Origin of the sequence: Leuconostoc rapi (assembly GCF_016908715.1) — a bacterium.
Taxonomy (GTDB): Bacteria; Bacillota; Bacilli; order Lactobacillales; family Lactobacillaceae; genus Leuconostoc; species Leuconostoc rapi.
The window spans coordinates 110,435-134,425 of sequence record NZ_JAFBEK010000004.1; the positions used below are offsets into that span (position 1 = coordinate 110,435).

22 protein-coding genes are annotated in these 23,991 nt (G+C 39.8%); 1 reads left to right on the forward strand and 21 read right to left on the reverse strand.

Features of this window, described 5'->3' with window-relative positions:
- Positions 1-29 precede the first annotated feature (29 nt).
- Positions 30-3,371 (reverse strand): DNA polymerase III subunit alpha, encoded by a 3,342-nt coding sequence (locus JOD28_RS05585; protein WP_204769851.1) that lies wholly within the window; start codon positions 3,369-3,371, stop codon positions 30-32.
- Positions 3,372-3,497: 126 nt separating this feature from the next.
- Between JOD28_RS05585 and JOD28_RS05590 the strand changes: the two genes are divergently transcribed.
- On the forward strand, positions 3,498-3,695 hold the full coding sequence (locus tag JOD28_RS05590; RefSeq protein WP_204769852.1) for a DUF2929 family protein: 198 nt from the start codon (positions 3,498-3,500) through the stop codon (positions 3,693-3,695).
- Positions 3,696-3,728: 33 nt separating this feature from the next.
- On the opposite strand, the gene JOD28_RS05595 is transcribed toward JOD28_RS05590, so the two are convergent.
- The 20 genes from JOD28_RS05595 to rpsA form a co-directional block, all read right to left on the reverse strand.
- Entirely contained in the window at positions 3,729-4,610 is an 882-nt protein-coding gene (locus JOD28_RS05595) for a type I 3-dehydroquinate dehydratase (RefSeq protein WP_204769853.1), read from the reverse strand.
- Entirely contained in the window at positions 4,607-5,161 is a 555-nt protein-coding gene (locus JOD28_RS05600) for a hypothetical protein (protein WP_204769854.1), read from the reverse strand. Before JOD28_RS05600 ends, JOD28_RS05595 begins: the two co-directional genes overlap by 4 nt.
- Complete coding sequence (locus JOD28_RS05605; RefSeq protein WP_204769855.1) at positions 5,158-5,958, reverse strand: shikimate kinase; 801 nt, start codon at positions 5,956-5,958, stop codon at positions 5,158-5,160. Before JOD28_RS05605 ends, JOD28_RS05600 begins: the two co-directional genes overlap by 4 nt.
- A complete protein-coding gene (locus tag JOD28_RS05610) occupies positions 5,951-6,811 on the reverse strand; it encodes a prephenate dehydrogenase (RefSeq protein WP_204769856.1) in 861 nt (286 codons plus the stop codon). Before JOD28_RS05610 ends, JOD28_RS05605 begins: the two co-directional genes overlap by 8 nt.
- Entirely contained in the window at positions 6,808-8,106 is a 1,299-nt protein-coding gene (gene aroA, locus JOD28_RS05615; protein WP_204769857.1) for a 3-phosphoshikimate 1-carboxyvinyltransferase, read from the reverse strand. The genes JOD28_RS05610 and aroA overlap by 4 nt, the downstream gene beginning before the upstream one ends.
- A gap of 81 nt (positions 8,107-8,187) precedes the next feature.
- Positions 8,188-9,366 (reverse strand): chorismate synthase, encoded by a 1,179-nt coding sequence (aroC, locus tag JOD28_RS05620; RefSeq protein WP_204769858.1) that lies wholly within the window; start codon positions 9,364-9,366, stop codon positions 8,188-8,190.
- A gap of 56 nt (positions 9,367-9,422) precedes the next feature.
- Complete coding sequence (gene aroB / locus JOD28_RS05625) at positions 9,423-10,484, reverse strand: 3-dehydroquinate synthase (protein ID WP_204769901.1); 1,062 nt, start codon at positions 10,482-10,484, stop codon at positions 9,423-9,425.
- Between the two features lie 44 nt (positions 10,485-10,528).
- Positions 10,529-11,521 (reverse strand): 3-deoxy-7-phosphoheptulonate synthase, encoded by a 993-nt coding sequence (gene aroF, locus JOD28_RS05630; RefSeq protein ID WP_204769859.1) that lies wholly within the window; start codon positions 11,519-11,521, stop codon positions 10,529-10,531.
- A complete protein-coding gene (locus tag JOD28_RS05635; RefSeq protein WP_204769860.1) occupies positions 11,518-12,351 on the reverse strand; it encodes a shikimate dehydrogenase family protein in 834 nt (277 codons plus the stop codon). The genes aroF and JOD28_RS05635 overlap by 4 nt, the downstream gene beginning before the upstream one ends.
- Before the next feature lies 1 nt (position 12,352).
- On the reverse strand, positions 12,353-14,290 hold the full coding sequence (locus tag JOD28_RS05640) for a transketolase family protein (protein ID WP_204769861.1): 1,938 nt from the start codon (positions 14,288-14,290) through the stop codon (positions 12,353-12,355).
- A gap of 319 nt (positions 14,291-14,609) precedes the next feature.
- Positions 14,610-15,155: an ECF transporter S component gene (locus JOD28_RS05645; RefSeq protein ID WP_204769862.1), complete on the reverse strand. Its 546-nt coding sequence runs from the start codon at positions 15,153-15,155 to the stop codon at positions 14,610-14,612.
- A complete protein-coding gene (locus tag JOD28_RS05650) occupies positions 15,152-16,147 on the reverse strand; it encodes a nucleoside hydrolase (RefSeq protein ID WP_204769863.1) in 996 nt (331 codons plus the stop codon). The genes JOD28_RS05645 and JOD28_RS05650 overlap by 4 nt, the downstream gene beginning before the upstream one ends.
- Positions 16,148-16,317: 170 nt before the next feature.
- Complete coding sequence (locus tag JOD28_RS05655) at positions 16,318-17,169, reverse strand: DegV family protein (RefSeq protein WP_204769864.1); 852 nt, start codon at positions 17,167-17,169, stop codon at positions 16,318-16,320.
- Positions 17,162-17,677, reverse strand: a complete 516-nt coding sequence (locus tag JOD28_RS05660) for a dihydrofolate reductase (protein ID WP_204769865.1) — start codon at positions 17,675-17,677, stop codon at positions 17,162-17,164. Before JOD28_RS05660 ends, JOD28_RS05655 begins: the two co-directional genes overlap by 8 nt.
- On the reverse strand, positions 17,664-18,875 hold the full coding sequence (locus tag JOD28_RS05665; RefSeq protein ID WP_204769902.1) for a CCA tRNA nucleotidyltransferase: 1,212 nt from the start codon (positions 18,873-18,875) through the stop codon (positions 17,664-17,666). Before JOD28_RS05665 ends, JOD28_RS05660 begins: the two co-directional genes overlap by 14 nt.
- A gap of 104 nt (positions 18,876-18,979) precedes the next feature.
- Positions 18,980-20,245 (reverse strand): tetratricopeptide repeat protein, encoded by a 1,266-nt coding sequence (locus tag JOD28_RS05670; RefSeq protein WP_204769866.1) that lies wholly within the window; start codon positions 20,243-20,245, stop codon positions 18,980-18,982.
- Positions 20,246-20,449: 204 nt separating this feature from the next.
- The gene (locus JOD28_RS05675) at positions 20,450-20,677 is read right to left on the reverse strand and encodes a CsbD family protein (RefSeq protein WP_204769903.1); all 228 of its coding nucleotides are present in this window, start codon (positions 20,675-20,677) and stop codon (positions 20,450-20,452) included.
- A gap of 177 nt (positions 20,678-20,854) precedes the next feature.
- Positions 20,855-21,154 carry an HU family DNA-binding protein gene (locus JOD28_RS05680; protein WP_415617560.1) on the reverse strand — a complete coding sequence of 100 codons (300 nt, stop codon included), beginning with the start codon at positions 21,152-21,154 and terminating at the stop codon, positions 20,855-20,857.
- A 171-nt stretch (positions 21,155-21,325) separates the two neighbouring features.
- Positions 21,326-22,639: a ribosome biogenesis GTPase Der gene (gene der / locus JOD28_RS05685; RefSeq protein ID WP_204769867.1), complete on the reverse strand. Its 1,314-nt coding sequence runs from the start codon at positions 22,637-22,639 to the stop codon at positions 21,326-21,328.
- 103 nt (positions 22,640-22,742) lie between these two features.
- Positions 22,743-23,930 carry a 30S ribosomal protein S1 gene (rpsA, locus tag JOD28_RS05690; RefSeq protein ID WP_204769868.1) on the reverse strand — a complete coding sequence of 396 codons (1,188 nt, stop codon included), beginning with the start codon at positions 23,928-23,930 and terminating at the stop codon, positions 22,743-22,745.
- Between the last annotated feature and the right edge of the window lie 61 nt (positions 23,931-23,991).

A 23,991-nucleotide genomic window follows, 5' to 3' on the forward strand; every position in this document is an offset into this window, starting at 1 on the left:
CATTATTAGTTGTTTACACAAGCCTAATATTAATGACTTCTACGGAACACAATGTTATCATTCCCCAGTAATGGCGCCAATTCAATAATGACAGCGGTTTCATCAATCATCCAAAATTTCGCATCAAGTTTCTGATTACGATCACTTTTTTGCCAGTAAATAACAACAGGATTATTACCGTGATATTTCTTCAAGACGTTAATCACATCACGTCGATTCTCTGCTGTATCATGCGTGTCATCAAACCTCAAAAACCAAGTCCCTTTCGCTAACGATTGTACGCTTGGTGCTAAGCTCATTTGATTAGCAATAACTGACAGCTTATCGTTATAACGATCTACTTTACCGGCAATTTGAACAATGACTCCTACTTTTAATAAATCACTAACTTTAACTAATAAATGACTAAAAATGGTCACGCTGATACTCCCTGTCATATCAGACACCGTTATAAAAGCCATTTCTTCACCTTTTTTTGTACGAGTCTTGCGAATATTATCCACCAACACAATGGCTTTTATCATTTGATTTTTTTGCGTTAGATCTGCTATCTGGTCAAGGTGTTGCGTGGTGATCATTTCCGAATAACTGTCCAACGGGTGACCAGATAAGTTAACGCCAATCACTTCTTTTTCATGTGCTAATTTTTCAGTTGAGGAAAACTCAGCTATTTTTTTGATCTTAGTTTCATTTAAAATAAGGTCACCAAAACTAGCTGCCTCGATCAAATCATCCAATGCACTAATCAACTCTGCTCGATTATATCCAAAATCGTCTAATGCACCAGCATAAACAAGTTGAACTAAAATATCATGCTTACGAAACTTATCTGGTAAGCGGCGTACAAATGATTGAAACGATTGAAATTTGCCGTTATTGTGGCGCTCTTCTAGAAGAGTTGTCACAAAATCGGTTCGTACACCTCGAATATTATTTAACCCCATCTGCAGCGTCTCATCGGCTGATGTCCAAAATCTTTGTGATTGATTAACATTTGGCGCTTTCACTGTAATATCGCGTATCTTTGCCGCCATGACATAGCGGCGCACCTTATCAGGAGAACCCAAATTAGCATTCAAGACTGCAGTAAAGAAGGCCACAGGATAATGTGCTTTCATGTATGCAAGTTCAAAAGATAATTTGCTATAGGCAACAGCATGAGATCTATTAAATCCATAATTTGCGAATTCATCAATATAAGCAAAAATCTGTTCGGCCTGACTCACATCATGTCCTAATGACACAGCACCAGCAACAAACTGCTCATGCATCGCCGCCATTTTTTCTAGTTTTTTCTTAGACATCGCACTACGTAAAATGTCGGCTTCGCTCAAAGTGAAGCCAGCATAAGCTTCAGCAACTAACATCACCTGTTCTTGATAAACAATAATGCCAAATGTCGGCGCTAAAATTGTCTTCAAACTTGGATCAGGCATAGTGACATTTTCAAGTCCGTGGCGTCGCTTAATAAACGTCTCAATATTACGACTAGGGCCTGGACGATATAATGCGTTAACTGCTACAATATGTTCAAAAGTAGCGGGTTTTAATTGCCGTAGCACGTTTTTAATACCCGGTGATTCGAACTGAAAGATACCATCCGTATCGCCCGCAGCATATAAAGCTAATGTTTTATCATCATCAAGTGGAATATTACTAATGTTAAAATGTTTAGGTAGATTTGGTTGTGCTGCGTAAAGTGTTTGTGCCAAAATGGATAAATTAGATAATCCTAATACATCAATTTTGAGTAACCCTAAGGCCTCTACTGGATTTTTTTCAAATTGCGTCAATAAACGGTCATCTGTTCCCGACTGCACAGGTAATGTTTTTACCAAAGCATCTGCACTCAATACGACTCCTGCAGCGTGCGTTGAATAATTACGGGGCAAGCCCTCAATTTGTTGCGCAACTTTCAACAACAGATCACCATTTTCAATCGAGGACAACGTATTTTTTAGATTATCTGATACTTCTAGTGCATTTTGAATGGTTACCTTGCGACCCTGCTTGGGTTGAGGAACAGCATTACTAATGCGACTCATCATTGCTTGTGATACGCCGAAAACTCGGGCTGTATCTCGTAGTGCCTGTTTAGCAGCTAGTGTACCGAATGTTAAAATTTGAGCAAAATTACGTTGGCCATATTTATCATGCAGGTAAGCTAATACTAAGTCACGTTTATTGTCAGGCCAGTCAATATCAATATCTGGCATTTGAACACGTTCTGGATTTAAAAATCGTTCAAAAAGCAGCCCAAATTGCAGCGGATCTACATCAGTAATACGTAATGCATAGGCCACCAAAGAACCCGCTGCAGAACCACGCCCCGCACCCATTTGAATGTCTTTTTGATGCGCAAAATTAACAATATCCCACACAATCAAAAAATAATCATTAAATCCCAAGCGATTAATGGTGTCTAATTCATTCTTCAGTCGTTCTTCATAGCGATCTTCTGACACTTTCTTTGATTTAAGACGATCGGATAATCCTTTTTCCGAAATAAATCTTAAATATTCACCGGCTGTTTGCCCAGGGTTTGGTAATGCAAATGCCGGTAATGATGCAGTTTGTTTGAAAACAATATCAACCTGACTTTTTGAGACAAGTTGTTCATTATGTTGATAGGCTATTTTTAGCGCATCAGTTGCTAAATAGGCTGCTTTAATTTGGTTCAGATCTTCTAAAGTGTGTGTCCCTAATTGCTGCGATAATGCTTTAATACCATCCAATTGTGCATTTGCATCAATTGCTTTTAACACTTGTGTTGTAAAAGCATCATCAGGATTAAGATAATCCACATCATCTAGCGCAATCAATTGTGCTTGGTTTGCGCGACTAAAGCTAACTAGACGCGCTTGAATTTGTGATGCCAAACTGGGATTAATTCCTAAATATAAATTTTCTGACTTTATTTGCCTCGTTAAGTCTTGCCAGTATTCAGTTGAATCATCATATTCGGCTGCGATAAATTGTGCTAATTCACTATCTTGCGATAAAATCACATTGATGCCATCTAAGTGGTCAGCAATAACTGTCAGGGTCATATCTGATGATTTACTTGTCATTTTAGCAGACGAAATCCACATTAAATTTTGGTAACCCACTTGATTTTCAGCAATCAATAACATGGGAAACGTAGTTGCTGTATTGACCAAACCATTAATAAACAATGTCACACCAAACAACGGCTTTATACCATACTTTTTAGCTGTTTGATAAAAGTCAACTGCCCCGTACATCACGTTGATGTCTGTCAGGGTCATTGCTTCATAATGCTTAGCTTTAGCTACTTGAATAATCTGTTCAATTGTATTCGGATTTTTTAATAAGCTGTAGGCGCTCAAGATTTGTAAAGGTGCGTACATTGGTCCTCCACTAACCCTCATATAGAGATGCGAAAATTTGTTCCCTTTAATTATACACGAAAAAGGTGAAAAAGGTTGCGATTTTTCATAAAAAGCGTATGATAGTTTTGTAAAGAGGTGAAACTTATGAAGTTTATTACTGCGGCTGTTTGGTCAATTATTTTTGGTGAAATTTTGGGATATATCGTCTCTCAATTAACTGGTGTTACTTATTCATTTGTATCTGTTGCCATTGTGACATTTATCGTTGGAGAAATTTCAATGATTGCAATCCCAACACTTTCAGGATCAGCTGCGCCAAAAGAAGTTTTAACTGAAAAGTAAAAGAAAAAACGTGAATTTGATTTCACGTTTTTTTTATTGCCAAGCTGCCAGTAATTGGCTAACTGTGAGCTGCCCAGGCGCGCTTGGTACCGCATGATCAAGTACCGCGAAAGTCATTTCCGAACCATAAGTATAACCCATAATCCGCGAGCGACGCCCAAGTTCACCCATACTCATTGTGACCAAAGGTTGCTTAACGGTTGCAGCACGTGTCTCGTCTAAAAGACGTTGTACATCTTGCTCATTTTTAGGCATCACAGCTAGTTTGATAATGTCCACACCACTTTGTGCCATATCTTGAATAAAAGCTGTCACATCTGGTGTCTGTTCAAAATCATGATAGGACAAAATAACCGGAACACCAACTTGCTGTGCTGTCGCTATAATTTTGTCGCGTAGGTCGCTATCCAAAGTGTATTCAATATCTACAGCCGTAAAATGATAACCAGAACGCAACGCCGTCACAATAAAAGTCGCATACGCAATCGGTGACATTTCACCTCTCCCCCCTTGCGATTTTGTCCGGTACGTTAGAATAATGGGAAAGCTACCTATCGTATTAAACACCGATCCCGTTAATTCTTTTATAATTTGCGCATTCATTGCTGGCCAATTGGCGTTAAATTCTTGCTGTGCTTTATCCATTTCTGCAAGCATTTTGGCCTCAGTCATAGCTGTTAATTTTTTCTGAGCGAGTTCGGTTTGTGCTCCTGCCCTAACTTGTTGCCACATCACTGCTTGACTAAAATCATCAGCAATATAATCGGCTCGCCATTCAACAATATCTGGATTTTGCTCTTGTAATTGGTTGGCAAAAGGTGTCAACTTGTCGGTTGGTCCCAATGTTAAAGGCACGGCAATAACCGGCTTATTGGTGATGCTTTTGGGTAATTGAAGAACTTCTCGTAGGGTCATTTTATTTGATACACAACCCAAATCATCTGTGGCGCTAATTGTTGCCTAATATGATAATTTGGATTTTCACTTTCTGGTAGTTTTAAAAATTGCTTTTCTGATACAATTGTAAACCGATTTTGGTCATTTATAAAGTCTGACATTGCGACTGGTTTGCTGGGAGAAAAAATAATAGACGGCCCCCAAGCATTATCTAAATGATTTGTTCTTAAATATTGCCGTAATAAGCCCTCTGTTGCGGCATGAATAATTGCTATGTTACGTTGATATGCCACATTTTCAATCAGGCTCATTGGCATGAGTGGTAATGAAAAAGTTGAAATAATATCTAATCGTGCCCATTCCAAATAATTCATGTCTGCCCAATTTAAATCCTGTACTTGATTCGATTTAAAAGCCACCGGCATGATCAATTGTTCGCCAACATAATCATCTAAATGCGTTAATATGTCTTCAAAACTTTGATGTAATACTAATTCCTCATGCGTGACATAGTATTGCGCTGCCAGTTGTGAGTCTGTTCCTATCGGCCCTAATGTGTGTAATTTCATCGTTTTAATTGTTCATTTTCTTTATTAATAGCAGATGTGGTCAATATTGACATGATTTGATCAATCATATCATCAGTAATATCCTTAGAGTTCTCAAAATCATATTTTAGTAACTCACGCATTTTCAACATACGCGGTTGTTGAACAGTCTGCATATCAAATTTTTCTTTATATTGTGCCACTGACGATACAACTTGCATGCGTTTTTCGATGAGTTGAAAAATTTGACGATCAAAAGCATCTATTTCCGAACGCAGTTGCAATAAGGCTAACTCATCTTCGTTTGAACTAAAGAGTGCGACAATCTCGGCAGCAATTCGCTCAGGTGTTTTTCCTACTGTTTCAACTGTAAAATTAGCAATACGTTCATATTTAGGATCACGCTGTTGCCATAAGTTGAAAAAAGCAACCGCTGACTTTTCTTGTAATAGTGGGCGTTGCCCCTCAAGTAATAATCGACTAATTGTACTTTCCAAATTACCATGTAAATAAATAACCGTTGCTGGTGAATCTCTTAATATGTCTAAATTTTCAGCCCTTTCAACAACACCGCCACCAGTAGCCACAATACCGTTAAACGTTTGTACCTCTGATAAAACTTGTGTTTCAAGTTCACGAAAACCAGTTTCACCACGCGTAGTAAATATTTCTGAAATAGATTGATTCGCTATACGCTCGATTTCCGAGTCAACATCTATAAACAACGACTGATGTTGTCGCGCTATTTCTTGACCCACCGTGGTCTTACCAGCGCCCATAAATCCAACCAACATTAAGGTTTGCGGCTCTTTAATCATCATTTCTCCTAACTAACAATCGCTGGCGTGATATTTGAGCAGCATGAATCATTTTAGTGAGGTTCATTGCATCATCGGCAGTCAACGCCTGATTAAACGCTTCTAATTCAGCTATTAGCGCGCGATTATTTGTCAATACACTTGCTTTATTACTCAATAATACATCTGTCCAAAGTTTGGGATCACTTTGAGCAATACGTGTTGTATCTTTAAATCCACCAGCAACATACTGACCAAAATTTTCTGAAGGTCCTAATTGTTTGACCGCAGCATTCACCAGTGCAAACGCTACAATATGGGGTACATCACTAACCATCGCCATCAAATCGTCATGTGCTGTAACATCAATTGATGTAAAATGTGCCTGAATTGGCGCTAAAACTGTTTTTAATTGCTTTATGCGCTGTTGCCCCATTTGGTTTGGTATTAAAAAATAAGGGGTTCCAACATATAAGCGCTCATCTGCGTATGTCACACCAGTTTTGTGCGTTCCAGCCATGGCGTGGCCTCCAATAAACGCAACATGCTGCAGTTCTGAATTTGCAAAAGCCATGATCTCATTTTTCGTTGAACCTGTATCTGTAATAATGACATTTGATTTGAGAATTATTTTCGATAATTCTTTCATTGCTTGTTTAATAATTGAAACCGGTGTTGCTAAAATGATTATATCAGCCTGTCCTGCAACGTCTATGAGGTTATCAGAGATTTCAGACACTATATTACTTTTTAAAGCAGCCTTTCGTGTCGCGTCTTTTGTATCGACACCAATCACGTGATTATCACTTTGTTGGTTTAAAATTAACGCTAACGAGGCGCCCATCTCACCCAACCCTTGAACGACGATGTTCATATCATCACCCGAGACAAATTTTCCAAAAACCCAGGATACGAAACACTGATGGCATCTTCTCCTGTTAACACAACATCCCCGCCGGCCGTTATCAATGCTGCAATGGCATTCATCATTCCAATACGATGATCACCATGTGATGCTAATAAGACCGATTCATTTGTCACATGTAATGGCGTGCCGCCATGAATGATCATCCCGTCTTCTAATGCTTCAATATTTGCCCCCAATTTAGTTAACTCACTAATCACGGTTGTAATACGATCTGTTTCTTTAACACGTAATTCCCCCGCACCAGTGATAATTGTATCGCCCTGTGCTTGGGTTGCTGCCAAAGCTATGATAGGTAATTCGTCGACTGAACTAGGAATGTCTTTTTCAGTAATATTAATACCATGCAACTGTTGTGTTTCAACAGTAATATCCGCGAATGGTTCACCTTGTTCTTTAATCTCTGTCATCACAATTTTAGCCCCCATACGTTTTAATAATTGCAAAGCACCGTCCCGAGTTTTGTTTATACCAACTTTTTTAATCGTTAATTTTGAATTAGGCGTAATCAATCCTGCAACTATGAAAAAAGCGGCACTAGAAATATCTGAAGGCACTGTCACATGTTGCCCTGTCAAATGATGCTGTTTCGTCACAGAAATCACGCCACCTTTGACTGTTATCGTACCACCAAACTGACGTAACATACGTTCAGTATGATCACGTGAAGGTATTTTTTCAATAATGGTTGTCACACCCTCTGCTTGTATGCCCGCTAGTAAGATAGCACTTTTAACTTGCGCAGATGCAACCGGCATCTCATAAGTGATACCAGTTACCTGACGATTTGAATAAATCACACCTGGTAATGTGCCATTTTCAGATAACTTAATATTAGCCCCCATGAGCGACAAAGGCGTCAAGACACGTTTCATGGGTCTACGACTCAAAGACTCATCGCCGTCTATATGAATATCAAACGGTTGTCGACTTAATAAGCCCATTAAGAGGCGTGTAGATGTGCCAGAATTGCCCATGTCAAGCGTTTTGTTAGGTTGACTAAACTGGTCAATACCTCGCCCAATAACACGAACATTCGTCCCTTGCTGATCAATTGTCACGCCAAGCTCACGAAAAACGGCCATCGTGTGTAAAACATCATCAGACACCAAAAAATTCTCTATTTCTGTCACACCATGAGCAATTGCGCCAAACATTAATGCACGGTGAGATATAGATTTGTCTCCTGGAACGGTCATATTGCCATGAAGTCCTGTACTTTGAGCACGCATTAATTTAATCATTTGCATTTTTCCTTATTGTTCATGACATAGATTCGTCATCAAGTATCGTGTCAGTGATAATTCTGATGCACAAGTTAGTTTTTAAAACGCACGAATTTCTTCACGATATTGTGCCACTTGCTCTTTCATACGATCAATATTATCTGAATCAAATTTGTCCAAAACCGACTTGGCTAATTCGATTGCTACCATGGCTTCTGCAATGACTGCCGCTGCTGTAACAGCCGTTGTGTCCGAACGTTCAATAGACGCGCGATGCTCTTTATGTGTATCAATATCAACGGATTTCATTGGTCGATATAATGTTGGAATTGGTTTGACGACACCACGTACAAGAATAGCCTCACCAGTTGTCATCCCGCCTTCAAAGCCGCCTAAATTGTCTGTCCCCCGATAAAACCCTTTGGTTGCGTCCCAAAAAATTTCATCCATAATTTCATCACCATATTTTTCAGAATTATCAAAACCGCCACCAAACTGGACACCTTTAAAGGCATTGATGCCAACAATAGCACGCGCAATCTTACCATCCAATTTTTCATCAGCAGATACGTAGGAACCTAGGCCCACAGGCATGCCTGTAGCAATGACTTGTACTTGTCCACCCACCGTATTAGCATCTCTTTTTGCCTTATCAATGACATCACGCATCGCAGCATCCGCTGTAGCATCTAAAGCGCGCGTTTTAAAATTCTCAGTCACTTCACGCAATTCTTGTAAGTTTTTATATTGAGTCAGTGTGCTCAAATCAGATTTTGCTGGCCCGATATTGACCACAAAGCCGTGGACATCAACACCAATTTCCGCCAAAATTTTCTTTGCAACCGCGCCAACGGCTACACGCATTGTTGTTTCCCGAGCAGACGAACGTTCTAATACATTCCTTAGATCACTCTGATGACGGTACTTCATGCCACCTACCAGATCAGCATGCCCTGGTCGTGGTCGTAACACTTTACGCAACGTATTTTCAGAGGTTGCCACATCATTAGGAGCCATAATTTTAGACCAACTATTGTGATCATCGTTATGAACATTTAACGTTATTGGTGATCCTAAGGTCAGTTGATGGCGCACGCCAGTTAAAAAAGTGACCGTATCCGTTTCAATTTTTTGTCTTTCACCACGACCGTAGCCATGTTGACGACGTGATAATTGTTCATTAACGTCTTCTTGTGTGATATGTAGGCCTGAAGGTACGCCTTCAATAATTGCAATTTCTTCTGGACCATGGCTTTCACCAGCTGTTGTATAACGCATAAGTATCTTTTTTGTGCGAGTCAGGGTTGAACCATGCCCACACTTTCCTTTCTAAATTATCCTATAAATGCCGACATATCGCTGACTTTTTTCATAATCAATGTTGGCTTACCGACAGCTTCTAGCGCAACGAGATTTAAGACGCCGCCGTGGTTCTTTTTATCATTGATTAGTCGTTCAAAAAATTCAGGCGTGCCAATTAACTGTGAATCAGTTGGCAAGCCAACCACCTCTAATCGTTGTTTCAACGCCGCAGTTAAATCATTTTTTGACACCCCATCACGCGCCATACGCGAAGTCATTGCAACCATACCAATAGCTACCGCTTCACCATGTCGCAACTCACCATGCGCAATGAGCTCAATAGCATGTCCAATCGTATGTCCAAAATTAAGGTATTGGCGTTGACTAGCTTCTTTTTCATCGGCCATGACAATTTTGGCTTTATAGACAATAGCACGCCGAGACAACTCTTGTGCATTTTTACGAATATCTGACACCGATTGTATCTTACCAGTAAAATCGAAGAAATCTGAGCTATCAAGTGCCGAAGTCTTAACAACTTCTCCGTACCCTTCAACCAAATCTCGATCAGTCAGCGTATCTAGGTAATAGCTATCAACTAAAACTAAATCTGGTTGATAAAACGTTCCGGCAATGTTCTTTGTCTGACCTAAATTAACAGCTGTTTTCCCGCCAACCGACGAGTCAACTTGTGCAGTTAGTGATGTGGCAATTTGAATAAAAGCGATACCTCTCATATAAAGCGATGCCACAACACCGCCTAAATCGCCGATTACACCACCACCTAATGCAATTAATCCATCCCCACGAGTGAAACCAGCCTCTGCCATTTGCGAAATTAGTTCACCAGCCACCACTAACGATTTTGATGTTTCACCAGCAGGTACTTGTAAAGGTAACACATCAAATCCAGCTTGTTCTAATTGTTTTTGTGTATCAGTTAAATAAAGCGGTCCGACGTGGCTATCTGTTAATAAAACAATTTTACGTGGCGACCAGGCATCAGAAATTTCTTTGCCAATTCTATGGTGTAACTGGGAATTAATTTTAACATCGTAAACTTTTTGATCAAATGATACATGTACCGTCGTCATCATGTTTCCTTTCTAACTTCTCATTCATCCCAACGTGCAGCATGCTATTGTACAATTTGATGAATCTGTCTCACTTTTTCAGCTAGTTGAAAAAACTCAGCTGGTGTTAAAGCTTGGGCCCCATCTACAAGGGCATGCTCTGGATCGTCGTGTATTTCCGTCATAAGTCCCTGACTACCTGCAGCAGTAGCTGCTAACGCTAAAGGTGACACGAACTTTGCAACACCTGCAGCATGTGATGCATCAGCAATCACTGGATAATGTGTCATACTCTGTAAAACAGGAATAGCTGAAACATCAAGTGTGTTTCGTGTATATTTATTATCGTAAGTACGGATACCACGTTCCATTAACATAATCTGATGATTACCACCTGCAGCAATATATTCTGCAGCATTTAATAGATCATCAATTGTTGCTGACATACCACGTTTTAGGATTACTGGTTTACGTTTCTGACCCAAAGATTTTAGTAAGGCAAAGTTTTGCATATTACGCGTGCCAACTTGAAAAATATCAGTATAGAAATCAACCAACTCAACATCACGTGTATCTAAAATTTCAGTTACCATATCCATGCCTAATGTATCAGCAGCAGCACGATGTGCCTTTAGCCCTACTTCACCATTTCCTTGAAAAGAGTACGGTGATGTTCGTGGTTTAAAAGCACCACCACGTAAAATTGTAGCACCAGCTGATTTCACTTTTTGTCCCATCTTGAGTACATGTTCTGGACTTTCAATTGAATCGGGACCAGCCATGAAAACAAAGTGATCACCGCCAATAATTGTATGCTTTGTTTTAATAATTGTATCTTCAGGGTGAAACGCACGAGATGATACAATTGCAGAATGATGATTTGTGATTATTTCAACAATATCTTGTGATAATTCTTTCAAGATTTGCTCTGGTAGACTTTTTACCCCCGCCAAAGCAACACGGTTATCGTGTACAAAGACTGGTTTAATTGGATCTTTTGTATCGAGCTTCTCAGCAATTTTTTGTGCGATATTATTGTTCTTTGTAACTAAAATCATATTATTTTTCCTTCTATGGCTCGTGCCATTAATTGCCGATCTGCTGATTGATTGAACCAAAATTCAAAACTTAAGGCGCCTTGCCCAACTAACATCGGCAAACCATTTTGTGTGAGTAAGTTACGCTTATTAGCTGCTTTTAATAAGCCCGTTTCTTGGTTACGGTAAATCATATCAACCACTAACGCATACTGCGGTAACAACCCAATTTGATACTCTGTTAATAACGTCCTAGCATCATTCATGCCTACTGTCGTTGCATTAATCAATAAATCCGCTTGCTGCAGCGCTGACGTTAATGAACGATTATCTGATAAGTCTGCCAACTGACCTATACCTCGACTCAAATACGCTACCTCTGTTTCGCGTTGAGACCAATTGCCATGTGGCCGATTAAATGCTGTCAACCGGCGAACCCCATATTGTTGCGCTGTGGCAATAACAGCACGAGCAGCGCCACCAGTACCTAAGATGACAACATTTTCATGTGGTTGATTGGGATTAATGCTTTGCCAAAAACCATCGCCATCCGTACTTGTACCAACCAGATGACCATTTATATTCTTAACTGTATTCACTGCATGTAATCGCTGCGCTAATGGTGTTAATTCATCCAAATAGGTAATAATTTCTGATTTATACGGTGTTGAGACGTTGAATCCACCAGCCATTAACACACGTAGCCCAGTGACAGCTGCTGCTAAATTCTCAGGTGCAACATCAAAAGTATGATAATAAGATGCAATTTGTCGTTGAGACATCATTGTATTTTGCATAGCAGGGGATTGCGAATGGCCTGCTGGATGTGCCACTAAACCATATATTGCCATTTTATGCCTCCAAATATTGCGCTATTTTTTTAACAATCACACTGGCATTCAAACCGTACTCGTCTAATACTGTTTGTGGGGCTGAACTCATACCAAACCGATCAATACCAAATATAAGCCCACTATGACCAGTTAGTGCTTGCCAACCAAGTGTTGTTCCTGCTTCTATTATCACATTTTCTGCATTATCTTTGGGGATGATTTTGGCCTTTTGAGCAGTATTCAGTAATAAAAATTGTTGTAAATTAGGCATTGAAATGACACGGCTAGCAACGGACAATTTTTGACTCACTGCCAAAGCCAACTGCACCTCTGAACCTGTAGCAATTAAGTTAATCACAGCATGTGGTTTCTCGTTTATTTTTGCGGCACCATATTTCATAGCTAAATTGGCTTGTGACACTGTGCCGTGTGTACCAATTGTGCCACGACTTAAAATTAAAACAGTTGGCCGATTTGTTGACATTAAGGCTGTTCGCCAGGCTGCTGCAATTTCTGATGCAGTACCTGGACGCAGGACGTTAACATCAGGAATCAGACGTAAACTCATCATTTGTTCCGTTGGTTGATGCGTTGGTCCATCTTCACCAACTGTTACACTATCATGTGTAAACACATAGATAACTGGCACTTTTTGAAGTGCACTCAATCTAATGGCCGCTTTCATATAATCTGAAAATGCCAGAAAAGTAGATCCAAAAATTTTAGTCCCACCATGCAAAGCAATGCCATTCATTACTGCACCCATGCCGAATTCTCGCACACCAAAAGCAATATTTTTACCAACACGATGATTTTTATCAAATAATGGTGCATCAGCAATTTCTGAATTTGTTGACGTAACTAAATCAGCTGATCCTCCCCATAATTGTGGTAATTGTTGCGCAAACGATTGTAAGACTATTTTTGAAATTTTACGACCTGCTTGTCCTTTTTCCATCTCAGTTAAAATTGGCGTCTGCGTTACCTGACTTCGTGTAAACGCTTCATATGCTGCTAACGCACTAGCTTTTGGCTTTTTTTGTTGTACTAATCGTCGGTTGATACGATCACGCATGTCTTTCCGAATAGGCCGTGGCACAGTAAAGTCATGAATTGTTGTGTTGAGCCGTGCGCTTAATTCCTCAAGTTGCACTGGATTTAATGGCGTGCCATGTGCTTTATTTGTCCCCGCGAATGGACCAGAATCACCAATAACTGTCTTAACAGCAATAAATGTTGGCTTAGATGTTAATTTAGCTTCTTCAATTGCTACATGAATTGCTGCCAAGTCGTTACCATCAGCCACCTCCTGCACATCCCAACCATAACTTACAAAGCGCGCTTTGTTATCTGATATGTCTGACCTGCTCTTTTCCCCATCAAGGCTCACTTGATTATCATCATATAGCACGATTAGTTTAGCTAGCGATTGCTGTCCAGCTAATGAGGCCGTTTCATGACTAACCCCTTCCATTAAATCCCCATCACCCACAAGCGAGTAGGTAAAATGATCAATAACACTCGGAAACTGCTCATGTAACTTTGCCTCTGCCATCGCCATGCCAACTGCCATACCCAATCCCTGTCCCAATGGACCAGTCGTAGCCTCAACGCCAGGTGTAACACCTACTTCAGGATGACCCGGTGTTTTTGAGTGCGGCATTCTAAATTGCGCTAAATCAGCAGATGATAAATTAAAACCAGCAATATGCAGTGTCGCATACAACAGCGCAGCGCCATGCCCAGCTGATAACACAAAACGGTCCCGATTGATCATAGTAGTATTTTTGGGATCTATAACCAACTGATTCGCATATAATTCGTATAAAATCGGTGCAACACCAAGCGCAATACCAGGATGTCCAGAGCCAGCTTTTGAAATCATCTGATTAGCAATCAGACGTAAACTATTAACGGTTTGCCATTCTGTTGAGACGGGAATTAACATTTTACTCATAATATTCTCCTAAAAAAATCGTGCTAGTGGCTGACACTTAGCACGATTTCTTAAAGCAGTTTTATGCTGCAAAATAAAAAGTCACTAAGTGTTTTAAATCCACTTAGTGACTGACCTTAAAAATCTTCTGGTCGCTAAGTGCGTCGTATCCCGACGCACTTAACGCATGCGACGGTTCTACATAAACCAGAAGTAATAATAGCTATTGTTTTTCAAGATCTTATTGTTCATAATTTTTCTCATCCTTATTTAATGTTCTAACTATACAACTTTAAATGATAATTGTCAACACATTAATTAAGAAAAAATGTGTTTATACTCATTGATTATAACTCTGAATGGTTTTATACACGATTGCAACAACATACACACCGATGACACGATCAAAGTAATCCGTGCCCACTTGCACAAGAAAAACAGCAATCGCTTGATTAATGCCCATACCGTGCAATACCTGTACCAACATGCTGGAACCCGACGACGTTACTCCATGGAATAATATAACAGTAATGATCGTACTGACAATAGTGGCAGGTACTGAAATGATTAATGCTACCCACCATATTTTTTTAAAATCCGTTGGTTTTACTTTTTTATAAACAAAACCCGAAACAAGTGCCGTTGTTATTTGGCTAGGCATAAAATAAATTGAAAAAAGGTCTCCCGTAGCGCCATTAATCAGTGCCGTTAAGACGCCTGTCATCACACCACCAATAGGTCCAAAAACAGCACTACCAATCAACGTACCGATTGTATCCAAGTATATTGGTAGCCTAGCATACAAAGCCAGATGGGTACCAATAATGTTAATAACAATGAACAGTGCTATTAACGCAATTTTTTGAGCTGACATGTGATTTTTCATGGTAGACGCTCCAAATCAGTCGCAATACGATCTAATTCAATCGCAACGTCGCTGACATCAAGTCCGATTAACCCACTAACAATATAAGTCATTGCTTGTTTGGCATCAATTTCTTGTAAAATTGTGGCGTTAGCTGCCTTATTCCAAAAGTTAGCAGTGTCCACAATACTTTGCCCCAAGGCTATACCTGATGTAACCACAGTCACATATTTATGAATGCCCCTTGATAACTCTGGATGTAATGCATAAACAATAACCAAAGGATCATTAATCACCGCACCTAATACGTGTTCTTGTTGCCAATGAAACTGAAAATAAAAACGAATAATTTTAGCAACGAATATTGTTTTTTGTGGATCTAAGTTTTGCATTAATGCCAATATATTTGGCGTTAAAACAATCTTGCGTGTCACATCCAATGGTACCAATTCGATACAAAGTGGTGCATTTTGAAAAACATAATCTGCTGCATCAGGATCAACCCAAAAATTATACTCTGCAACTGGCGATGTGTTGCCATGACTCTTGTATGCACCACCCATAACAATCAAACGTGAGACATGTTGCCAGATATTTGGCTGCTGCTGAAGCGATACCGCCACATTTGTTAGCGGCCCTAATGCCATAAACCACACGTCGTCATTTTCGGTTAATAACTTGACATAACCTGATTGGGCATCAAGTTCACTTAAGGGCTTTTCTGGCGCATTTGGAATACCACTTTCACCTAGACCATCCATACCGTGCGTATCTTGCGCACTGGTGTACGCATGTTTTAATGGCCTAGTGGCACCGGAAAACACTGGAATATCAAGGCGACCTGCTTCATGCAAAACTTTCAATACATTTTTCACACCTATATCTGTTGGTACGTTACCCGCAACTACTGTGATACCAATAATATCAAGCTCCGGTGAATTTAGTGCTACCAAAAGCGCAAGACTATCATCAATACCTGGATCAGCATCAATAATGACTTTATTTTTTTGCATCATCTCTCCTACCTTTCAAGGTTACTTGGTTTTTTATCCTGGGCAGTTTTCGAACCAGTCCAATAATAGTTAATTATTGATTTTGATAAATGCTCATTAATCATATCAAACATTTGTACACAATAAAACCCCAAAACTATATTTTTGGGGTTTTAGGTTATATATTCAATTTAATATGCATGATACAAAATAGCTAACGCACCAATACCTGTATGCGTTGATATAATAGGACCCGTATTTGTGACTTCAATTTTAATATCTGGCCAAATTTCGTTTAAACGTGCCGCCATTTTTTCGGCTACCTCTGGCACGCCAGCATGAGAAACCCCGATGGCAAGCATATCCGAATATTCTTGCATTTTAGCGATAACATTATCATTGAATTTGGCTATTGCCTTCATCCCGCGACCCTTTACAAGGACCTCAACTGAACCATTTTGATCTACTCCAGCTCCGACCTTGATATTCAGCAAATTTCCAATGAGACCAGATGCTCTACTCAAGCGGCCACCGGCCACCATGTTATCCAATGACGTAAAGCTCAAATATGTGTGCGCATGGGACCGTACTTTTTTAATTTCAGCTACGATATCTGCCATTTTAGCCCCCGCTGCCGCCATTTTAGCCGCAACAAGAACAGGAAAAGCTTGGGCGCGATCTGCGTTTAACGTATCAAAAGTCGTAATTTTAGCAGAAGTCAATGCTGCTGCCTGCTCGGCCGCATGAACAGTACCTGACAAACCAGAAGAAAGGTGTAAACTCAATATTTCTGCGTCAGGATATTTATCATTAATTTCTTCATAAACTGCCTGGAATTTTCCAATTGAAGGCTGAGATGTTTGCGGCAAACTATGACTTGTTGCCATTTTTTCTAAAAATTCATTACGTTGAATTGTTACACCATCTTCATATACGACGCCATCAATTTGAACAGTAAGCGGTACGATTGTGATATCGTATTGTTTAATTTCTTCTTGTGTCAATGCTACAGCTGAATCCGTAACAATCTTAATATTAGACATTTTCTCCTCGATTTCTACGCTTATAACGTTCCACAACAAACGCATAATCGTGCCTGTCATCTTTGTCATGTGGTTGACGACTCACTAACTCAAAGGTTGTTAAGTCAATATCATCTACAAATGTGTCACCATTAATTATACCATCAATACGCGTTACAATCAGATCGGTTGCATACGGCATAAACGCGCGATAAATGGAAGCACCGCCAGCAATAGAAACATCTTTAGATTCAGATTGAATAGTATCTAGTGTTTCCGCAACTGAATGCGTAATCAAAACATCTTCAAAAGGTAAGTGCCAATCTAATTGCCTTGTTAACACAAGGGTTTTGCGATTTGGTAATGGGCGACCAATACTCGACCAAGTTGTCCGTCCCATAACCATCAAAGTATCAGTGGTCTCTTCACGAAACAACTTTAAATCATCTGGTAAACGCCATGGTAAGCTACCATCTTTTCCAATAGCATGTTCCTTGTCCTCTGCCCAGACCATCTTAATTTTTGTCATATGATGTCAACTCCTCTACATAACTAAATAATGAATCAGTTGTGTTATTCACTTCTCCAAGTAACACGGCATGCGCTAGCTTTTTAAGCATCCGTCCTATCTCAGGTCCTGGAGAAATCATGCCACTCGACAGCAAATCATTTCCATTAATTGCCAAATCAGACGTTTGCTTAATCGGCAACGTTTTAAACAGGTGTGCGATATTTTCAATCGTTTGTGTATCTGTCCCAATTAATTGCAGAACCTCAAGAAGTTCCTTACGATAACTATAAATACGATAAAGATCAAAAATATTGGCTGCATTAATCTGACGTGCTATTGGCGCGATCATAACAACTGCCTTAATGTCCTCACGGCTCGTTTTCCAGAGTCTCATGAATTTTTTCATGTCCTCAACAGGCAACGATGATCTAGATAATAAATGTGCCCAAACGACTTGATGATGCTGGCCTTGTCGAAGTTTCAAATCAGAAATAAGCGGCGTTAAATTCCAATTTTGTAAATTACCAGGAAGATACGGTATCACATCGTCACGTACAGCTATTTCCAGGCTTTGAGCTGACTTTTCCCCTTGCAACAGTTTTTCAAATTCAACACGAATGCGCTCAACCGCAATTTTTTCAAGGTTGGGCGCTAATTTTTTCAAGGCATTTTGCGTATCAATCGCAATATCAAATGCTAGTTGCGCACTAAAACGTAACGCACGCATCATTCTTAGCGCATCTTCTGTAAAGCGCACCTCAGCGTCGCCAACAGCGCGAATAACGCCTTTCTGAAGATCAGATAGGCCATTAAACAAGTCAACCATTTCACCAGTATACGTCATCGCTAAAGCATTAATTGTGAAATCACGCCGCTTCAAATCTTCGGCCAAACTACGAACAAATGTTACTTCGTCTGGCCGTCGAAAATCAGTGTAAGTAGATTCTGTTCGAAAAGTTGTTATTTCGTAACCGCTGCCATAATCTAAAACCATCACCGTTCCATGTTGGATACCGGTGTCCACAGTGGTATTAAATAAATTCTTCACCTCTTCTGGGAATGCCGATGTGGCAATATCAACATCGTGTATTGGCTTGTTCAAGAGCATATCGCGCACTGCGCCACCAACAAAATAAGCTTCATGACCAGCATCTTCAAGGCGTTTTAAAGCAAGTTGTGCATCTTTAAATTCTTGTGGCAATGTCTCAATTCTCATCATAAAAGTCCTTAATCAAATTATACCAAAAACAGACTACTAGTGCTGTGAAACTTGATTTGGTAGGTATAGCACGCCCGGACTTTTTTGTCCACATGACGCGCTTAAAAAGCTAAATCTTCTAAGCGCATTTGCATATCTGAGTCATTTGGCGCCAAAAAAAGATAGTGTTTTAGCGTGTCAATTTCTAGTTGTTGTTGTCCCTGTTCATGATACCAAGTAATGAGATCTAATAAAAATTGAACGTTATCTTGGAACAATGGCACAGCATCATGCCAATAGTGCTGCGCCTTGTTATCGTCTCCCACGGCTTGGTAAGCACGGGCTAAAGTCCAATAAAATTGAGGATCAGTTAAATCATCAGCCAAGTATTTTGTCATATCAGTAATCACCTCATCAAATCGCTGCTGCTCAAGATATAAATCAGTTAAATTAATAATTGTCGTGACATCCGCATCATCAATTTTCAGCGCTTGATGGTAGTAATTCTCTGCAGCATCTAAATCACCCATTTTTTGGGCCGCTGTGGCTGCCAAACGGTATAACTGTATATTTGTTTCATCCTGTGCCAAACCAGCCTGATACGTACGGTAAGCATCTTCAATTTGGTTTAGTTGTTCGTATGCCTTTCCCAACAAAGGATAAATTGATGTATATTTAGGATCTGAGGCTAAAATCTCATTAAAAAGTGTGATTGCTTCGTTTTCATGTTGCGTTTCCTGATACAAAATAGCCAACTGAAAGCGTGTATCCATTGTCATACGCTCAGGCTTAATTTGTTCTAAATAGCCAATTGCGTGATCATAATTGCCAATTTGTGCGTACGCTACACCAATACGAGCGACAATATCAACACGGCTAATCTCACGTTGACCTTTCAACAATAACGCACGGTAACGTTTGATAGCTTTTTGAAAAGATTGATTAGCAAAGTAAAATTCTGCCAATGCAAATTGAATAACCTCTTCTTCTGGTGCAATATTTTCAGCCTGCAACAAACTATACTCTGCCGACTCATTGAGACCTTCTGTTTGATAAATATCTGCCTTCACAAGCAATGATCGAAGATAGGAAGGTGAGTCAGGTTGAATTTGCGCTAAGTAATTTTGTGCCTCATCAATTTCACCATCCTCAATTGCTATATCTGCCAACGCAGCGCGAATTTCATCTTCTTCCGGATACTTTTCTAGCAGCTTTTTATAGGCACGACGTGATTGATTTAAAAAACCTAAAGCATATAATTCTTCTGCCAAACTATAAATTAAATTCTCATCGTCGTGTCTTAAAGACTGTGCAAATAAATGTTGCGCTTCGTCAAGCTGTCCGCTTGATAACGCATCCAACATTTTTTGCGCATAATTTGATACCATGACTTACTCCTCCAAATATTAAGTTCCTATCATAAATAATCGTAATATATTTCTCTTAAACGTTTAATTACTAGCATAATTAACTAACAGTTCATTTTAACATAAAACATACCCACACATGAATTACGCTAGCCTCTAATAGGTCGTATTATATCAAATCATAAAAGGCGTTACCCATTAGGATAACGCCTTTTATGTTATACTTTACTTTTTTAAATTTTCAACGCCATCTTTGACTGATTCATAAGCATCTTCAGCCTTATCTTTAACTGTTTCAGCTGCATCAGACAACTTGTCCTTAGCTTTGCCAAACAAACCTTGTGCCTTACCTTCTACTTCACGACTCTTATCACCAGTAATTTTGCCTTCGACCTCTTTGGCCTTACCCGTAACCTTGTCCTTAGCATTATCAAACTTTTCATCAATTGACATCATATGTTCTCCTTGAATTTTATTTGATTGGTACACCAATATTGTAACATACACTGTATTAATTGTATATTAACAAGCTTCAATTGCCATCATAAAAGCGTCTGACGCCAAACAAAAAAACAGCCCTATTTCAAGACCGCTTTTCCAGATATTACTGTTAATATCACAGTATATAAATTACTTCACTGCTTCTTTTAGAGCCTTACCAGGCTTAAATGCAGGTACCTTTGATGCAGGAATTTCAATTTCTGCACCAGTTTGTGGGTTACGACCCTTACGAGCTGCACGATCACGAACTTCAAAGTTACCAAAACCGATCAATTGAACTTTTTCACCGTTCTTCAAAGCTGCTTCGATTGATGCAAATACTGCGTCGACTGATGCAGTGGCATCTTTCTTTGTCAAACCTGTTGCTTTTGCAACTGAATCTACTAATTCTTGCTTGTTAGCCATTTTGCTTCTCCTGAGAGTATTTATTAACCGTCGAGCGGTTTTGAAATGTGTCGAAACATTATTTCATGTAACTAGAATAACATAAGAATGCCCCAATGTGTAGTGTTTACGCGACTTTCGCCGTTTCGTAACCATTTTGTCATAAAAAATTCATGACTATGAAAGAAATCATTTAAAAAAACTAATTTATCGGCTTTACTTACGAGCGCGGACAATTAACTTAATTGGTGTACCTGTAAAGTCAAATGCTTCACGTATTTTATTTTCTAGGAAACGCTCATACGAAAAATGCATGAGCTCAACGTCATTAACAAAAATCACAAATGTCGGCGGCTGAATAGCTACCTGAGTCGCATAATAAACACGCAAGCGACGCCCATTATCTGAAGGTGTTGGGTTTACTGCAATAGCATCCATAATAACATCATTAAGAGTTGATGACGATACACGCTTTCGATGATTATCATCAACATCCCTAACAAGTTGTGGTAGGCGGTCTAGACGTTGCCCTGTCTTAGCGGAAACGAAAATAATTGGTGCATAGTCTAAAAACTTAAATTCCGCACGGATTAAATTTTCAAAATCCTTCATTGTACGATCATCTTTATCAATTGCATCCCACTTATTGACAACCACAATCATAGCACGCCCAGCTTCATGAGCAAAACCAGCGACATGTTTATCTTGTTCGCGAATACCAGCCTCTGCATCAATTACCATTAAAATAACGTTACTATTATCGATTGCCTTTAAAGCGCGCATAACAGAATACTTCTCTGTGTTTTCGTAAACCTTTCCACGCTTGCGCATACCCGCCGTATCAACCATGATAAATTCATCGCCTTCAGGCGTTACAAAACGTGTATCAATGGCATCTCTAGTTGTTCCTTCAATGCTAGATACAATAACACGTTCCTCACCTAGCATGGCATTGACAATTGAAGACTTACCAACATTGGGGCGGCCAATGATACTAAATTTAATCACACCCTCATCTTCTTGTTCAGCTGCTTCATCTGGGAAATTTTTAACAACTGCATCTAACATGTCGCCTAAACCAAGACCATGAGCCCCTGACACTGGGTAGGGTTCTCCTAAACCAAGTGAATAAAAGTCATAAATATCTTGTCGCATTTCAGGATTATCAACCTTATTGATTGCTAAAACGACAGGCTTTTCAGTCTTATATAACATTTTAGCCACAACTTCATCTGCAGATGTGACCCCTTCTCGACCAGAGGCGACCATAACAATAACATCTGCCTCATCAATTGCCAACTCAACTTGTGCGCGAATCTCAGCTAAAAAAGGTTCATCACCAAGTTCAATACCACCGGTGTCAATCATACGAAACTCATAATTCAACCATTCGGCTGGCGCGTATAAACGATCACGTGTCACACCAGGCTGATCTTCCACGATTGCAATACGTTCTCCAGCCATACGGTTAAATATCGTTGACTTGCCCACATTTGGGCGTCCAACAATTGCTACTATTGGTGCTGACATAATAGCACCCCTTTCTTTTCTTACCGTGAGCCACTACTAATACCCACTCAATTTTTCTTCCAAAATAAAAGAACTGGCTAACCAGCTCTTTTATGTGTTAATTTTACAACTTATCACCAAAGATGTCGCCTAATGTTGCACCAGAATCATCGTTTTGCTTATAAGCAGCGATGTCTGCACGTGAGGCTGAACCATCTTTACGACGATCTTCACGTTCAGGCTTTTCTTCCAAAGCTTTCATTGACAATGAAATACGTTCTTCGGCTGGCTTGATATCCAATACTTTAACTTGTACCTTGTCACCAGACTTCAAAACTTCTGAAGGGTTCTCAATACGCTTATTTGAAATTTGTGATACATGGACAAGTCCTTCAATACCAGGCAAGATTTCAACAAAGGCACCAAAGTCCTTCACGCGCTTAACTGTTCCTTCAAGAACGGCACCAGCAGCAATTTGGTCTGCGGCTTCATCCCAAGGTCCACGTTGTGTTGCTTTGATTGACAATGAGATGCGACCCTTTTCAGTATCCAAAGCCAAAATTTTAACATTAACCTTGTCACCCTTTGTCAAAACATCGGCTGGGTTTTTAACGCGGTCATGTGAAATTTCTGATACATGGACCAAACCATCAACACCACCCAAATCAACAAAGGCACCAAAGTCTGTCAAACGGGCTACAGTTCCTTCAACTACTTCACCAACTGTTAACTTACTAAATACTTCAGCAAGTTGAGCGGCGCGTTCTTGGGCTGCTACGGCCTTACGTGACAAAATCAAGCGTGCATTAGCAGGGTCAATTTCGATAACTTGTGCCTTGATATCCTTATTCTTGAACTGGTTCAAGTCAGATACGAAACGCTCTGCAACCATAGAAGCAGGTACGAATCCACGGACACCATTAACATCAACAATTAAACCACCGCGAACAGCATTGATAACTTTTGCATCAACTGTGTCGCCTTCGCCAAAGCTAAGGTTTCCCCAGGCTTTACGAGCGTCTAAACGCTTCTTTGACAAAAGGTATGACACACCCTCTTTATCACTTGTTACATTCGAAATAACAACAGCTTCAATGCTGTCACCAATCTTCAATTCGTCTGCCAGGTTGATGTTACGATCGTCTGAGTACTCACGTGCTGGCACAACTCCTTCTTCACCGGTAGGCAAACCAACAACTGCTTGGTTATCGTTATCAATGGCTAAAAGCTCACCTGTAATAACATCTCCCACCTTAATTTGATCTGCTGCGCTTTCGAGAGCTGCTAAGAACTCGTTGTTTGTTTCACTCATGACGTCTAACGTCCTCCTACAATTTACACTATGAATATAGTTTACCAGAATATTTTGTTCT

What these genes read in the sequence shown, in the direction of transcription:
- JOD28_RS05660 (WP_204769865.1), bottom strand. Translation starts at nt 17,677, where the DNA reads ATGACAAAAATTAAGATGGTCTGGGCAGAGGACAAGGAACATGCTATT.
- rpsA (WP_204769868.1), bottom strand. Translation starts at nt 23,930, where the DNA reads ATGAGTGAAACAAACAACGAGTTCTTAGCAGCTCTCGAAAGCGCAGCA.
- aroB (WP_204769901.1), bottom strand. Translation starts at nt 10,484, where the DNA reads ATGACGACGGTACATGTATCATTTGATCAAAAAGTTTACGATGTTAAA.
- aroF (WP_204769859.1), bottom strand. Translation starts at nt 11,521, where the DNA reads ATGATTTTAGTTACAAAGAACAATAATATCGCACAAAAAATTGCTGAG.
- JOD28_RS05610 (WP_204769856.1), bottom strand. Translation starts at nt 6,811, where the DNA reads ATGAACATCGTCGTTCAAGGGTTGGGTGAGATGGGCGCCTCGTTAGCG.
- der (WP_204769867.1), bottom strand. Translation starts at nt 22,639, where the DNA reads ATGTCAGCACCAATAGTAGCAATTGTTGGACGCCCAAATGTGGGCAAG.
- JOD28_RS05640 (WP_204769861.1), bottom strand. Translation starts at nt 14,290, where the DNA reads ATGAGTAAAATGTTAATTCCCGTCTCAACAGAATGGCAAACCGTTAAT.
- aroC (WP_204769858.1), bottom strand. Translation starts at nt 9,366, where the DNA reads ATGCGTTATACAACAGCTGGTGAAAGCCATGGTCCAGAAGAAATTGCA.
- JOD28_RS05590 (WP_204769852.1), top strand. Translation starts at nt 3,498, where the DNA reads ATGAAGTTTATTACTGCGGCTGTTTGGTCAATTATTTTTGGTGAAATT.
- JOD28_RS05655 (WP_204769864.1), bottom strand. Translation starts at nt 17,169, where the DNA reads ATGTCTAATATTAAGATTGTTACGGATTCAGCTGTAGCATTGACACAA.
- JOD28_RS05595 (WP_204769853.1), bottom strand. Translation starts at nt 4,610, where the DNA reads ATGACCCTACGAGAAGTTCTTCAATTACCCAAAAGCATCACCAATAAG.
- JOD28_RS05645 (WP_204769862.1), bottom strand. Translation starts at nt 15,155, where the DNA reads ATGAAAAATCACATGTCAGCTCAAAAAATTGCGTTAATAGCACTGTTC.
- aroA (WP_204769857.1), bottom strand. Translation starts at nt 8,106, where the DNA reads ATGATTAAATTAATGCGTGCTCAAAGTACAGGACTTCATGGCAATATG.
- JOD28_RS05585 (WP_204769851.1), bottom strand. Translation starts at nt 3,371, where the DNA reads ATGTACGCACCTTTACAAATCTTGAGCGCCTACAGCTTATTAAAAAAT.
- JOD28_RS05600 (WP_204769854.1), bottom strand. Translation starts at nt 5,161, where the DNA reads ATGAAATTACACACATTAGGGCCGATAGGAACAGACTCACAACTGGCA.
- JOD28_RS05650 (WP_204769863.1), bottom strand. Translation starts at nt 16,147, where the DNA reads ATGCAAAAAAATAAAGTCATTATTGATGCTGATCCAGGTATTGATGAT.
- JOD28_RS05665 (WP_204769902.1), bottom strand. Translation starts at nt 18,875, where the DNA reads ATGAGAATTGAGACATTGCCACAAGAATTTAAAGATGCACAACTTGCT.
- JOD28_RS05675 (WP_204769903.1), bottom strand. Translation starts at nt 20,677, where the DNA reads ATGTCAATTGATGAAAAGTTTGATAATGCTAAGGACAAGGTTACGGGT.
- JOD28_RS05670 (WP_204769866.1), bottom strand. Translation starts at nt 20,245, where the DNA reads ATGGTATCAAATTATGCGCAAAAAATGTTGGATGCGTTATCAAGCGGA.
- JOD28_RS05635 (WP_204769860.1), bottom strand. Translation starts at nt 12,351, where the DNA reads ATGGCAATATATGGTTTAGTGGCACATCCAGCAGGCCATTCGCAATCC.
- JOD28_RS05605 (WP_204769855.1), bottom strand. Translation starts at nt 5,958, where the DNA reads ATGATTAAAGAGCCGCAAACCTTAATGTTGGTTGGATTTATGGGCGCT.